The sequence below is a fragment of the Stenotrophomonas sp. YJH_SMC_105-26 genome (assembly GCF_059368915.1).
Genome location: NZ_JCAFSD010000001.1, coordinates 338,441 through 351,380 on the forward strand (window position 1 = coordinate 338,441; position 12,940 = coordinate 351,380).

Genomic DNA, 12,940 nt, shown 5'->3' on the forward strand with positions numbered 1-12,940 from the left:
GCCGCTGGCCGGCAACCTCATCCTCTTCCGCGCCCTGCTGGATGCCGGCCAGCGGCCGGCACTACCAGGTACGTTGGATCAACCGCGCGCGGCCCACCACACGCGCAGCAGGGTGCGCACCGGGGTGGCCTCGATCGGCTTGCCTGCGGCCTGTGCCGCCACCCGCGCACGCGCCAGGCTGGACCACACACGGCGCGGGCGCGGGCCGGGCACGCGGGTGCCCCACCCCTTCAACAGATGCTGCGCCCAGCGCTGTGCGGCATTGCTGGCGTCCTCGTCCAGCAGGCTGCGCGGCACACCCGCCACGCCAGCGTCCTGCAGGCGCTGCGCCAAGGTCTGCAGCTGCACCGCACGACCGGCGCCGGTGCGCGGCTTGTCAGCGAACAAGGCCGCCTCCACCGCGGCTACGGCCTCGGCGTAGTTCGCCAGCGCGCGCCCGGCGCCGGCCGCATCCAGCGCGACCGTGCGCGCTTCAACCAGATCCGGAAGTGCTTCGGCCAACTGGGCCCACGGTGCACGCACCGGCTCCAGCAGCCTGCCCAGCGGATGGCGCGAGCGATGTCCCGCCCAGCTGCGCAGCTCCTCGCCCCACCACGCCAGCTTGGCGTCGGCCGGCAGCGGATCGCCGCTGGTGTTGAGCATGTCGTCGAACTCCTGCAGCAGCGCGAACCACGCCACTGCAAGCTCGCGTTGCGATTCGGCCACGAACGGGGCGGCCACCGACCATTCCGGCCAACGGCTGCGCCACTTGTCGAGGAAACTGTCCAGCGCGGTACTGCTCACTACACCATTCCTTACGGCTGGGCCGGGGCTGCCGGCCGGGTCGGCCAGAGACTGGCCAGTTGCAGAAGTTCAGCGTTCTCGACCAGCACGTCGGCCTGCCAGGCCAGCGGATCGTCGCTGTGCAGGCGGTAGCCCCACAGGGCTGCCACCGACGGCATGGCCGCGGCCCGCGCGGCGATGATGTCGCGCTCGTCGTCACCCACGTACACACAGTCTTCGGCGGCAACGCCAATGGCCTGCGCAGCGTGCAGCAGCGGCAGCGGGTGAGGTTTGCGCTCGGCCAGGCTGTCACCGCCGACCAGCACTGCACAGCGCTGCTGCCAGCCGTGCTGCGGCAGGATCAGCCGCGCCAGGTACTCGGGCTTGTTGGTGACGATGCCCCACACGGTGCCGGCGTCATCCAGCGCGGCAAGCATGCCGGCCACGCCATCGAACAGCACCGCGTGCTGGCCGATCAGCGCTTCGTAGCGCTGCAGGAATTCCGGAATCAGTGCATCTCGCGCAGCGGCATCCAGGTCCGGGAAAGCGGCCCCGACCATCGCGCGCGAGCCCTTGGATACCACCGGGCGCAGCACCGCCGGATCGATCGGCGCACGACCACGCTCGGCCAGCATCGCGTTGCAGGTAGCGACGAAGTCCGGCGCGCTGTCCAGCAGGGTGCCGTCCAGGTCGAACAGCACCGCACGCGGGAAGCGGGCGGCGGTCATGCCGGCTTGACCGCGTAGGCCAGGTAGTTGATGTCGGTGCGGCTGCTCAGGCGGGCATGGTTGCGCCACGGCTCGTAGGCCATGCCGCTGACATCCACCAGTTGCAGGTCGGCCTCGCGCAGCCAGCGCGCCAGCTCGGCCGGCTTGATGAATTCCTGGTAGTGGTGCGTGCCCTTGGGCAGCAGGCGCGCCACGTACTCGGCGCCGACGATCGCCACCGCGAACGCGGCGGCGGTGCGGTTGATGGTCGACAGGAACAGGTGGCCGCCCGGCTTCAGCAGGCGCTTGCAGGCCTCGATGATCGCGCCCGGGTCCGGCACGTGCTCCAGCATTTCCATGCAGGTGACCACGTCGAAGCTGCCCGGCTGCTCGGCGGCCAGATCCTCGGCCGCCTGCACCCGGTAATCGACCTGGGCGCCGCTTTCCAGCGCATGCAGGCGCGCGACCTTGACCAGCTCCGGGGCCAGGTCGATGGCGGTGACGTCAGCACCGGCCTGGGCCAGCGCTTCGCTCAACAGGCCGCCACCGCAGCCGATGTCGAGCACGCGGGCGCCGCGCAGCGGCACGCGGTCAGCCACGTACTGCAGGCGCACCGGATTCAGCGCATGCAGCGGCTTCTGCGGGCCGTCAGCGTCCCACCAGCGGTTGGCCAGCGCAGCGAACTTGTCCAGCTCGGCCTGATCGAAATTTGAGGAAGCGTGGGGGGCAGTCATGGGGGATGTCCTTGCGGCGCCAGGGTTCAGGCGCGGATATGGCGGATGCGCTCGCGCCACTGGCGCGCGTTGGCGATGATGCCCGGCAGGTCCATGCCGACCAGCTCGCGCTGCACCAGCTTCGGCTTGCCGGCGATCCAGACATCGCTGACCTGCTGGCGGCCGGTGGCGTACACCAGCTGCGACAGCACGTTGTGCAGCGGCTGTGTTTCCAGCGCGGACAGATCAACGCAGACCAGGTCGGCCTGCTTGCCGACTTCGATCGAGCCGATGCGGTCGCCGAAGCCGAGCGCGCGTGCGCCACCCAGCGTGGACGCGCGCAGCGTGGTTGCCGCGTCCAGTGCAGTGGCGTCGTCGGCCACGGCCTTGGCCAGGATCGCCGCGGTGCGGTTCTCGCTGAACATGTCCAGGTCGTTGTTGCTGGCGCAGCCATCGGTACCGATCGCCAGGTTCACGCCTGCGCGCTGCAGGGCGCAGGCCGGGCAGAAACCGGAGGCCAGCTTCAGGTTGGATTCCGGGCAATGCACCACGCTGACGCCACGTTCGGCGCACAGGTGGATTTCCGCATCGGTCAGCTGGGTCATGTGCACCGCGATCAGGCGGTCGTTGACCAGGCCGAGCCGATCCAGCCGCGCCAGCGGGCGCTGGCCGTGCAGCCTGATCGAATCGTTGATTTCCTGCGCGGTCTCGTGGGTGTGCAGGTGCACCTGCATGTCGAGCTGGTCGGACAGCATCCGCACCCGCTCGAAGTTGGCATCATTGACCGTGTAAGGCGCATGCGGCGCGAACGCGGTGCCGATCAGCGGATCGGTGCGCCACTGGTCGTGCAGTTCACCGGCCTTGGCGAAGTACTCGTCGTCGGTCTTGGCCCAGGCGGTGGGGAAATCGATGATGACCGCGCCCACCAGCGCGCGGAAACCGTGTTTCTTGTAGACCGCGGCCTGCACGTCGCCGAAGAAGTAGTTCTCGTTGGCGCAGGTGGTGCCGCCGCGCAGCATCTCGGCGATGGCCAGGGTGGTACCGTCGGCAACGAATTCGGGGCCGATCACCGCCGCTTCCACCGGCCAGATGTGCTGCTGCAGCCAGGTCATCAGCGGCAGGTCGTCGGCAACGCCGCGCAGCAGGGTCATCGGGTTGTGCGTGTGCGCGTTGACCAGGCCCGGCATCAGCGCAGCCTCGGGTCGGCTCACCACCTGGGTGGCGCGGAAGCGTGCGCGCGCCTCGGCACGCGGCAGGATGGCCACGATCTCGCTGCCACGCACGGCAACGGCATGGTCTTCCAGCACCACCGCATGCGGCTCGATCGGAACGACGTAACCGGCTTCGATGAGCAGGTCGCAGGCTTCGGGGAGGTGCGGGCTATCGCTCATGCGGGCTCACTGGCTGTGGGGGCGGCGAGATACTTCTGGGGACACGCCCCTGAGTAAGGGGCTGCCGCGAAGCGGCGGGGTCTGGAGACCCGTGAAGCGGGGCCCATGATCTGCCGAAGCAGATCATGGGAGCGCCAGCGCGAATGTGCTGGCGCGTACCCGGCCAGCGGCCGGCACTACCGCAAGGTCGGCCTATGGCCGGAACCTTACTTGACGCGTGCGGAGTATTCGCCCGAACGGGTGTCGACGCGGATCACTTCGTCCTGGTTGACGAACAGCGGCACGCGGACCACGGCGCCGGTTTCCAGGGTGGCCGGCTTGCCGCCGCCGCCCGAGGTGTCGCCACGGACGCCCGGATCGGTTTCGGTGATCTTCAGTTCGACGAAGTTCGGCGGCTGCACGAAGATCGGCTCACCGTTCCACAGGGTGACCACGCAGGACTCTTCGCCCTTCAGCCACTTTTCGGCGCCGCCCATGCCGGCCTTGGTGGCCTGGACCTGCTCGAAGGATTCCGGGTCCATGAAGTGCCAGTACTCACCGTCGCTGTACATGAAGTTCATGTCGGTATCGACGACGTCGGCTGCATCCAGCGAGTCGGTCGACTTCATGGTTACTTCCTGGGTACGGCCGTCCTTGATCAGGCGGTACTTCACGCGGGTGAAGGCCTGGCCCTTGCCCGGCTTGACGTATTCGGTGTCGATGATGACGGCCGGTTGGTTGTTGACCAGGATCTTCATCCCGTTCTTGACGTCGTTCATGCCGTAGCTGGCCATGCGTAAACTCCTGAGTGGCAAAAACGCCGCGGGTGCGGCGAGCCGTTAGAATGGAAAGCCCACCGGGTGCCGGTGGGCGACTGTTTTTCTGCCCCCATGATAACCGCAGGCCCCCTCTCCATGCAGCTTTCCGCCTTCCCCCGGCCCCAGTCGCCAGGCGCGCCCGCGCGCTGGCAGCAGCTCTGGCGCCAGGCGCTGCGCGACCCGCACGCCCTGCTGGCCCGGCTGCAGCTGGACCCGGCCGCGCTGGGTGTCTCGGAGGCGGCCATTGCCCAGTTCGCGCTGCGCGTGCCGGAGGGCTTCGTGGCGCGCATGCGCGTGGGCGACGCGGCCGACCCGCTGCTGCGCCAGGTGCTGCCCGTCGACGAGGAAATGCGCCCGGCACCCGGGTTCAGTTTCGATGCGGTGGGTGATGGTGCCGCCAGGAAGGCCACCGGCGTCATCCAGAAGTACCGTGGACGCGCCCTGCTGGTCGCCACCGGCAGTTGCGCGATCAACTGCCGCTACTGCTTCCGCCGCCACTTCGACTATGCCGCGGAAAACGCCGCCAAGGGCGGCTGGCAGGAGGCCGTAGCGGCCATCGCGGCCGACCCGGACATCGACGAGGTCATCCTGTCCGGCGGCGACCCGCTGTCACTGGCCACGCACAAGCTGGCCGAGCTGACCGATGCGCTGCGCGCGATCCCGCACATCCGCCGCCTGCGCATCCACACCCGGCTGCCGATCGTGCTGCCGGAGCGCGTGGACGAGGAGCTGCTGGCCTGGCTGGGCAGCCTGCCGTGGCCGCTGGCGATCGTGGTCCACGCCAACCATGCCAATGAGTTCGACGCCAGCGTGGACGCTGCGATGAGCCGCCTGCGCGGCGTCGGCGCCCAGCTGCTGAACCAGGCCGTCCTGCTGCGCGGGGTCAACGACAGCGTGCAGGCCCTGCAGGACCTGAGCGAGCGCAGCTTCGCCGCCGGCGTGCTGCCCTATTACCTGCACCAGCTGGACCGGGTCGAGGGCGTGGCCCACTTCGAAGTGGACGACAGCCAGGCCAAGGCGCTGATTGCCGGCCTGACCGCACGCCTGTCCGGCTACCTGATCCCCAAGCTGGTGCGCGAACTGCCCGGCGACCCGAGCAAGCGCCCGGTGTAATTCCGCAGGGGGTCAGATCCCTTTTCCTGCGGAAAAGGGATCTGACCCCGACACAACAACCGTCGGTCAGAGACCCGATTCGATCATCCGCACCACTTCGGTGGCAGTCACCGGGTGGCTCAGCCAGTAGCCCTGGCCAAGATCGCAGCCGCGCTGCACCAGCAGTTCGAACTGCGCCTGCTGCTCGATGCCCTCGGCCACCACCGTGATGCCCAGTGCGTGGGCCATGGCGATGATGGCCGTGGTCAGTGCCAGATCGTCGGGATCGCGCTGCATGTCGGCCACGAAACTCTTGTCGATCTTCACGCCGTCCACCGGCACCTGGCGCAGGTGGCTGAGACCGGAGAAGCCCGTTCCGAAATCATCCAGCCAGACCTTCACGCCGGTGCGGTGCAGCTTGTCCAGCAGCTGCGCGGCAACCATCTCGTCGCCGATCACTGCGGTTTCGGTCAGCTCCAGGTGCAGGCGCGAGGCCGGTAGCCCGGACTCATGCAGGCACTGTGCAACCAGCGCCGGCAGCTCGCCGCCGCGCAGCTGCCGCGGTGATACGTTCACCGACACGAACAGATCGTCGCCGCCCGCCCCCCGTGGCCACTGCGAGGCTTCCATGCAGGCCGCACGCAGCACCTTCGGGCCGATGATCTCGATCAGTCCACTCTGCTCGGCCACTTCGATGAACACCGACGGCGGAATCGTGCCCAGGGTCGGATGCTGCCAGCGCAGCAGCACTTCGACGCCGACCATGCGCCGGTCGCGCATGCGGAAGATCGGCTGGTAGGCCAGGCGCAGCTCGCCGCGCTCCCAGGCCCCGCGCAGCTCCTGCTCCATGTGCACGCGGCGCTCGACCGCATGGTCCATCGCCCGGCTGTAATGGCGGTAGCAGTTCTTGCCGGCCATCTTCGCCTGGTACATGGCGATGTCGCCGTTCTTCAGCAGCGTGGTCGCATCGGCGGCATCGTCCGGGAACAGGGTCACGCCGATCGAGGTCCCCAGGAACAGCTCCCTGCCCTGTACCACCAGCGGCTTGCCCAGTTCGCGCACCAGCACCTCGGCCAGCAGCCGGGCGTTCGCGGCCACGTCGCCATCGCCGACCAGGATCACGAACTCGTCGCCGCCGAAGCGGGCCAGCAGCGCCTCATCGCCTCCCGCTTCGGCAACCGCGCGCCCGATGCGCTGTGCGAACTGCAACAGCGCTTCGTCACCGGCCTCGTGGCCGAGGGTATCGTTGACGCGCTTGAAGTCGTCGATATCGGCGAACAGCAGGCCCAGCCGATGATTGGATGCGCGCGCCGCCATCAGGCGATGGTCCAGTGCTTCCCGGAACGCCAGCCGGTTGGTCAACCCGGTCAGCGCATCGGTATAGGCCATGCGCCGCACCTCGCGGTCATGGCGGGCGATGGAATCGCGCATCCGGGCAAAGCCGCGCACCAGCTCGCCGACCTCGTCATTGCGGGTGTTCTCGGCCAGCGGCGCCTGGTAGTCGCCAGCCTCGATGCGGCGTGCCGCAGCGGCCAGGTCCCGGATCGGCGCCACCAGGGTGCGCTGCACGTACAGGATCACCACCACGCCGATCACCACCAGCAGGCCCAGCATCAGCAGCAGCCAGCCCAGGTGGCGGCTGCCGACCTGCTGCAGGCGCTCGCCGAGCGTGGCATTGGCTGCCTGTTCGCGCTGCTGCACCTCGTCCAGCGCCATGCCGACGCGGACGCCGCCGATGCGCTGGTTGCCGACCATGATCGGCATGGTGTTGTCGAGCACCTTGGGCGATTCCTGCACCACCAGCGCCTGCGCCACCGCGGCCTTGGGAGCGAGCGGGTCGGCCATCGGCTGGCCGAAGCCGGGCACCTCGATCGAGCCGTCATGCACCAGCCGGCCACGGTCGTCGAACACCAGCACATAGCGCACGACCGGCTGCCGTGCGGTGCTGCGCACCAGCGCACCGACCTGGTCCAGGTCGCGGTAGTACAACGGGTTGGCCAGCGCGTCGGACAGCTCGCGCGCCATCGCTTCGCCGCGGCTGCGCACGCTGCGGTCGAACAGTTCATGGATGACGCCACCACTGAGGTTGCGCACCTCGCCCTGCATCGCCGCCTGCCGCCCCAGCAACACTGCCAGGATCGCCACCACCACGACCATCGCCCCGCCCATCGCGAGCAGGAACCGGGCCTGCATTCCCGAGCCGAGCCACTTCATTCCACTTCCATCCGCACGCGCGTCAATCCTTGTTTCAATTCATCCAGCCGCTGCTGCGCATGCGCATCGACGCGGTGGAAACCGGAAGTACCGAAAAACCGATGCAACGCCCCCTGCGCCTGCGGGTCACTGGCCGCCTGCAGCAGGACGTCCTGCAGCCGGTCACGCACCCGCGGGTCGAGGTCGGCGCGCACCATCTCCACCGCCCGCGGGTAGGGCCTGGTGCGCAGCAGCTCGCGGAAGTCGCGCCGGAATGCCGCCGGCATCCGTCGCTCGTCGTTCCAGTCCACGCTGCTCACCGCCCCCACGTCAACCACGCCCTTGTGCACGAACGTAGCGATGTTCAACTCGCTGCGCGCGAACACATACCCCACACTGTCCCGGCCCGGCATGTCCCACACGCCGGCCAGGATCTGCGGCGCCAGCCCCTCCTGCAGCAGCGTCATCACCGGCACCAGGTAGGCACTGGTGGACGCCGTGTTCTGCAACGCCAGGCGATGCCCACGCATATCCTGGATGCGCTGGACCGGACTGTCGCGGCGCACGAAGAACACGGTCTGGTACTCACGCACGCCATTGCGCTCGGTCAGCAACAACGGCCGCGCGCCACTGCGCTGGCCGAGTGCCACCGCCGTACCCGACGTTTCCGTGACCCAGTCGACCCGCCCCCGCCGCAGATAGCTGGCCATCTGCTGCGGGTCGCGCGCCATCAGGATCCGCCCCTCCTTGATGCCGACGTCATGCATGCGTGCCACCACATAGTCCAGCAACGGCTGCAGCTGCTCGTAATGGGCCTTGGGATCATCGCTGATCCGGCCCAGCACCAGCACCGGGTCCGGTGCTGCATGCACCGTCCCGGCCAGCAGGATCATGACCAGGCTCAGCAGTCCCCTCTGCACTGCCCTTCGCAGACCCGACACAGGCTTCATCCCCCCCTGGGTATCCGGACAGACTACCCGAAAAAATGAGAACGTCGTCAGCTGTCCTTGTTGCCCGCTTGTGCCAGTCGCGCCATGCGCTGGGTGTCGGCCAGGATGCCGCGCAACAGGCGCACTTCCTGCTCGCTCGGCTCGCTGCGCAGGAACAGGCGGCGCAGCTTGCGCATCGCTGATTCCGGTGCGCGGCCCTTGTGGAAATCGATCTCGTCCAAGGTGTCGCCGAGCTGGGCGAAGAAGCTCTCCATCTGCTCATGGCTGGCGGCCTGTTCGCGGAAACCCGGCTCGGCGTCGGCGGCCGGCTGCGCGCCCAGCAGCTGCATGCGCGTTTCATAGGCCAGCACCTGTACCGCAGCTGCCAGGTTGAGCGAGCTGAACGCCGGGTCGGATGGAATATGCACCGCCGCATGGCAGAGCTGCAGTTCCTCGTTGGTCAGCCCGGTGCGCTCGCGACCGAACACCAGCGCCACCTCGGCGCCCTCGCCCACCTTGGCCACCGCACGGGCGGCGGCATCGGCCGGCAGGTACTCCTCCAGCTGGACGCGGCGGGCACGGGCGGTGCAGCCCAGCACCAGTCGGCAATCGGCCACGGCCTCGGCCAGGGTGGCCACCACCGGGGCGTCCCCCAGCACGTCTTCGGCACCGGCCGAGCGGCGGAAAGCCTCCTCGTCCAGCGGTTTTTCGGGGGCGACCAGCACCAGGCGGGCCAGGCCCATGGTCTTCAGGGCACGGGCGGCAGCGCCCATGTTGCCGGGGTGCTGGGTACCGACCAGGACGAATCGGAGGCGGGTGGCGGCGGGAAACTGGGACATGAACAGGGAAAAGGTCGAGCTGGACGATGACCAATGGTAAACTGTGCGGCCGGCCACTGCGCCGGACCCGCTCTTTTCCCCCGCCAGTCCATCTCTTCTGCCTTTCCGGGAGCCCACGCCATGCAGAAACCCGCCGTCACCGTCATGGTCAAGGCCGCCCGCCTCGCCGGCAACGTCCTGTTGCGCAACATCAACAAGCTCGAGGCACTGAACGTGGTGCAGAAGGGCCGGATGGACTACGCCAGCGAAGTGGATGCGGACGCGGAAAAGGTCATCGTCAAGGAACTCAAGCGCGCTTACCCGGACTACGGCATCTTCGGCGAAGAAGGTGGCGTGCAGGGCGAGCGCCGCCAGATGTGGGTCATCGACCCGCTGGACGGCACCAGCAATTACCTGCGCGGCGTGCCGCACTACTGCGTGTCGATCGCTCTGGTCGAGAATGGCGAACCGACCGATGCGGTCATCTTCGACCCGCTGCGCAATGAACTGTTCACCGCAAGCCGTGGCGCTGGCGCCGTGCTGAACGACCGCCGCATCCGCGTGGCCGATCGCAAGGACCTGGAAGGCACGATGATCCACACCGGCTTCGCGCCGCGCGAGCGCAGCCGTGCCAGCGCCCAGCTGAAGGCGGTTGACGCCCTGCTGGTGCACGGCGAGGACATCCGCCGCACCGGCTCGGCCGCACTGGACCTGGCCTACGTGGCCTGCGGCCGCGCCGACGCCTACTTCGAAGCCGGCGTGAAGGCGTGGGACATCGCCGCCGGCCTGCTGCTGGTCCGCGAGGCGGGTGGCAAGGTCTGCGACTTCAAGGGCGCGACCCTGGGCCGCATGGACAACCGTGGCCCGGAGACCCACCAGATCGTGGCCGGCAACCTGAAGGTGGCCGAGTCGCTGCAGAAGGTGCTGGTCAACACCGGTTATGCGGCGGAGTTCGACGCGAAATTCTGAGGTTTCGCGTAATGCGGTTCATGGAGACGGCACCTGCGAGGGTGCCGTTTTCGTTTGTGCGCACGGAGAGTCGTTTCCGCGACCGCGGAGGGGTGTCGCTTTCTTTGCTCGTGCAAAGAAAGTAACCAAAGAAACACGCCGCCAGGGCGCGAGCCGATGCTACGCATCGGTACCCTGCGCTCCTCGGCCCGTCGAGGGACGGTGCGGGAACTCGCTGCGCTCAGACACCCGCACCTCTTCGCCCTCGCCGGACCTGCGGTGCTCGGCTCGCTCAAGGCGGACCCAAGGTCAAATGCCACAGCTGAACCCAGTAAATCCACGCCACGTGTGGATGCTGTTGTTCTTGATCTTGATCTTGATCTTCCAGTCCGCCTTGAGCGAGCCGAGCATCGCAGGGGAATCAGGGGCGAAGAGGCGCCGGTGTCTGAGCGCAGCGAGTTCGGCGCCGTCCCCTGATTCGCCGAGAAGCACAGGGAACCGTCGCGCAGCGACGGCTCGCGCCCCGGCGGCGTGTTTCTTTGATTACTTTCTTTGCACGAGCAAAGAAAGTGACACCTCCCCGCAGGCGCGGAAACGATCCGCCGGGCACGATCCGGCATCAGCAATGCATCGCGCAAACAAAAACGCCCGGCGCGAAGCCAGGCGTTCCTGCACTACCGTGGAGCGGTGGCTTACGCCGCCGTCGACGCCCGCAGCGCGGCGATGCGCTCTTCCAGCGGCGGGTGGCTCATGAACAGCTTCTTGGCCGTCGAACCGGAAATGCCGAAGGCGGCAATCTGGGTCGGCAGCGTGCTCTGGCCGTGGTTGAGCTGCAGGCGCTCCAGCGCGGCGATCATCTTCTGGCGGCCCGCCAGCGAGGCACCACCCGCATCGGCACGGAACTCGCGATGGCGCGAGAACCACATCGAGATCATCGTGGCGAACAGGCCGAACACCATCTCCAGCACGAACACGATGATGTAGTAGGCGAAGCCGCGGCCGCCGCCTTCGCGGTTGCCCGACAGCGCGCTGTCGATGATGCCGCCGACCACGCGGGCCAGCACGATCACGAAGGTGTTCAACACGCCCTGCAGCAGTGCCATGGTGATCATGTCACCGTTGGCGACGTGGGCGATCTCGTGGCCCAGCACCGCTTCGGCCTCGTCTTCACTCATGTTGTGCAGCAGGCCGGTGGACACCGCCACCAGCGCGTTGTTGCGGTTGGCACCGGTGGCGAAGGCATTGATCTCCGGGCCGTCATAGACCGCCACCTCGGGCATGCCGATGCCGGCCGCCTTGGCCTGCCGCTCGACGGTGGCCAGCAGCCAGCGCTCAGTCTGGTTGCGCGGCTCGGTGATCACCACCGCACCGGTGGAGCGCTTGGCCATCCACTTGGACAGCAGCAGCGAGATGAAGGAGCCACCGAAGCCGAAGATCGCGGCCATGACCAGCAGGCCACTCATCTGGCTCGGATTGACCCCCAGCAACGACATCACGATGCTGGCGAGGATCAGGACCGCGAAGTTGGTCGCCAGGAACAGGGCAATGCGGGTAAACATGGGAAAATCCGGCTCGGAAGGGGTCGATACCAGTCAATTTGCGGTGTGGTCAGCTTGAATTCAAGCGCCAACCTGACCGACGATTCAGCCAGCATGACCTCCCCCATTTCCTGCGGCCGCTTCGCGCCCTCGCCGACCGGCCTGCTCCACCCCGGATCCCTGCTTGCCGCCTTCGGCAGCTGGCTGCTCGCCCGCCATCACGGCGGCCTGTGGCGGCTGCGCATTGAAGACGTCGATCCGCCGCGCACGGTGCCTGGCGCCGCGGAGGCACAACTGCAGGCGCTGGCCGCCTTCGGCCTCACCCATGACGGCCCGGTCCTGTGGCAGAGCGCGCGCGGGGAGGCCTACCAGGCCGCGCTCGACGTGCTGCTGGCCAGCGATCTGGCCTTTGTCTGCCACTGCAGCCGCAGCGAACTGGCCGCCAGCGGCGGCATCCACCACCGCTGCGTTGCGCGACAGCCACGACCGGACCCTGCCGTCCGCTTCCGCGTGCCACGCGGCAGCATCGTGCACTTCAATGATGGCCTGCGCGGGCCGCAGCACCAGGACGTGCATGCCGAGGTTGGCGACTTCGTGCTGCGCCGTGCAGATGGCTGCTGGGCCTACCAGTTGGCCGTGGTGGTCGATGACGCCGCACAGGGCGTGACCGAAGTGGTGCGCGGCGCCGACCTGCTCGATTCCACCGCGCGGCAGATCCTGCTGCAGCAGGCACTGGGCCTGGCCGTGCCACGCTACTGGCACCTGCCGCTGCTGCTCGATGCACCGGGGCACAAACTGTCCAAGTCGCTGGCGTCGCTGCCGGTGGACAGCACGCGGCCGGTGCCGGTATTGCGCGCGCTCTGGCGGCTGCTGGGCCAGGCGCCTGCCGCACTGGACGGCGCCGATGACCGGGATGCGCTGCTGGAGGCTGCGCAACGGGCGTTCGACCCGGCGCGGCTGCCGCGGACCGACATCCTGTTGCCGGCCGGCGCACTTTCCGCGCCGATGTTGCAGAATCCCCCTTCCCCCACCTGATACCCGGACAGCACTCC

The 12,940-nt window shown here is 68.1% G+C and carries 12 protein-coding genes; 3 read left to right on the forward strand and 9 right to left on the reverse strand.

Annotated features, from left to right (window positions below; translation table 11 throughout):
- Positions 1-78: 78 nt before the first annotated feature.
- From AC5P7F_RS01680 to efp, 5 genes are all read right to left on the reverse strand, one after another.
- Positions 79-783, reverse strand: a complete 705-nt coding sequence (locus AC5P7F_RS01680; protein WP_014647798.1) for a squalene/phytoene synthase family protein — start codon at positions 781-783, stop codon at positions 79-81.
- Between the two features lie 11 nt (positions 784-794).
- Positions 795-1,490 carry a phosphoglycolate phosphatase gene (locus AC5P7F_RS01685; protein ID WP_014647799.1) on the reverse strand — a complete coding sequence of 232 codons (696 nt, stop codon included), beginning with the start codon at positions 1,488-1,490 and terminating at the stop codon, positions 795-797.
- Complete coding sequence (gene ubiG / locus AC5P7F_RS01690; RefSeq protein ID WP_014647800.1) at positions 1,487-2,203, reverse strand: bifunctional 2-polyprenyl-6-hydroxyphenol methylase/3-demethylubiquinol 3-O-methyltransferase UbiG; 717 nt, start codon at positions 2,201-2,203, stop codon at positions 1,487-1,489. Before ubiG ends, AC5P7F_RS01685 begins: the two co-directional genes overlap by 4 nt.
- 26 nt (positions 2,204-2,229) lie before the next feature.
- Positions 2,230-3,573 carry a TRZ/ATZ family hydrolase gene (locus tag AC5P7F_RS01695; RefSeq protein ID WP_014647801.1) on the reverse strand — a complete coding sequence of 448 codons (1,344 nt, stop codon included), beginning with the start codon at positions 3,571-3,573 and terminating at the stop codon, positions 2,230-2,232.
- A 206-nt stretch (positions 3,574-3,779) separates the two neighbouring features.
- Complete coding sequence (efp, locus tag AC5P7F_RS01700; RefSeq protein ID WP_005410381.1) at positions 3,780-4,346, reverse strand: elongation factor P; 567 nt, start codon at positions 4,344-4,346, stop codon at positions 3,780-3,782.
- Positions 4,347-4,442: 96 nt separating this feature from the next.
- On the opposite strand from efp, the gene epmB reads away from it, so the two are divergent.
- Positions 4,443-5,483, forward strand: a complete 1,041-nt coding sequence (epmB, locus tag AC5P7F_RS01705; RefSeq protein ID WP_180834965.1) for an EF-P beta-lysylation protein EpmB — start codon at positions 4,443-4,445, stop codon at positions 5,481-5,483.
- 66 nt (positions 5,484-5,549) lie between these two features.
- Here epmB and AC5P7F_RS01710 read toward each other — a convergent pair whose 3' ends face one another.
- The 3 genes from AC5P7F_RS01710 to AC5P7F_RS01720 all read right to left on the reverse strand — a co-directional run bounded on the left by AC5P7F_RS01710 (position 5,550) and on the right by AC5P7F_RS01720 (position 9,423).
- Positions 5,550-7,676 (reverse strand): EAL domain-containing protein, encoded by a 2,127-nt coding sequence (locus AC5P7F_RS01710; protein ID WP_164077500.1) that lies wholly within the window; start codon positions 7,674-7,676, stop codon positions 5,550-5,552.
- Positions 7,673-8,548, reverse strand: a complete 876-nt coding sequence (locus AC5P7F_RS01715; protein ID WP_227864238.1) for a phosphate/phosphite/phosphonate ABC transporter substrate-binding protein — start codon at positions 8,546-8,548, stop codon at positions 7,673-7,675. Before AC5P7F_RS01715 ends, AC5P7F_RS01710 begins: the two co-directional genes overlap by 4 nt.
- 104 nt (positions 8,549-8,652) lie before the next feature.
- Positions 8,653-9,423: a TrmJ/YjtD family RNA methyltransferase gene (locus AC5P7F_RS01720; protein WP_164077501.1), complete on the reverse strand. Its 771-nt coding sequence runs from the start codon at positions 9,421-9,423 to the stop codon at positions 8,653-8,655.
- A 120-nt stretch (positions 9,424-9,543) separates the two neighbouring features.
- Between AC5P7F_RS01720 and AC5P7F_RS01725 the strand changes: the two genes are divergently transcribed.
- Positions 9,544-10,371 (forward strand): inositol monophosphatase family protein, encoded by an 828-nt coding sequence (locus AC5P7F_RS01725; RefSeq protein WP_005417749.1) that lies wholly within the window; start codon positions 9,544-9,546, stop codon positions 10,369-10,371.
- Positions 10,372-11,042: 671 nt separating this feature from the next.
- Here the strand turns inward: AC5P7F_RS01725 and htpX are convergent.
- The gene (htpX, locus tag AC5P7F_RS01730) at positions 11,043-11,909 is read right to left on the reverse strand and encodes a protease HtpX (protein WP_014647806.1); all 867 of its coding nucleotides are present in this window, start codon (positions 11,907-11,909) and stop codon (positions 11,043-11,045) included.
- Positions 11,910-12,002: 93 nt separating this feature from the next.
- Here htpX and gluQRS point away from each other — a divergent pair, with 93 nt between their 5' ends.
- Positions 12,003-12,923, forward strand: a complete 921-nt coding sequence (gene gluQRS, locus AC5P7F_RS01735; protein ID WP_134809106.1) for a tRNA glutamyl-Q(34) synthetase GluQRS — start codon at positions 12,003-12,005, stop codon at positions 12,921-12,923.
- Positions 12,924-12,940: the final 17 nt, after the last annotated feature.

Coding starts and splice junctions, on each gene's coding strand:
- AC5P7F_RS01685 (WP_014647799.1), bottom strand. CDS start 1,490: ATGACCGCCGCCCGCTTCCCGCGTGCGGTGCTGTTCGACCTGGACGGC.
- ubiG (WP_014647800.1), bottom strand. CDS start 2,203: ATGACTGCCCCCCACGCTTCCTCAAATTTCGATCAGGCCGAGCTGGAC.
- AC5P7F_RS01695 (WP_014647801.1), bottom strand. CDS start 3,573: ATGAGCGATAGCCCGCACCTCCCCGAAGCCTGCGACCTGCTCATCGAA.
- efp (WP_005410381.1), bottom strand. CDS start 4,346: ATGGCCAGCTACGGCATGAACGACGTCAAGAACGGGATGAAGATCCTG.
- epmB (WP_180834965.1), top strand. CDS start 4,443: ATGATAACCGCAGGCCCCCTCTCCATGCAGCTTTCCGCCTTCCCCCGG.
- AC5P7F_RS01710 (WP_164077500.1), bottom strand. CDS start 7,676: ATGAAGTGGCTCGGCTCGGGAATGCAGGCCCGGTTCCTGCTCGCGATG.
- AC5P7F_RS01715 (WP_227864238.1), bottom strand. CDS start 8,548: ATGATCCTGCTGGCCGGGACGGTGCATGCAGCACCGGACCCGGTGCTG.
- AC5P7F_RS01720 (WP_164077501.1), bottom strand. CDS start 9,423: ATGTCCCAGTTTCCCGCCGCCACCCGCCTCCGATTCGTCCTGGTCGGT.
- AC5P7F_RS01725 (WP_005417749.1), top strand. CDS start 9,544: ATGCAGAAACCCGCCGTCACCGTCATGGTCAAGGCCGCCCGCCTCGCC.
- htpX (WP_014647806.1), bottom strand. CDS start 11,909: ATGTTTACCCGCATTGCCCTGTTCCTGGCGACCAACTTCGCGGTCCTG.
- gluQRS (WP_134809106.1), top strand. CDS start 12,003: ATGACCTCCCCCATTTCCTGCGGCCGCTTCGCGCCCTCGCCGACCGGC.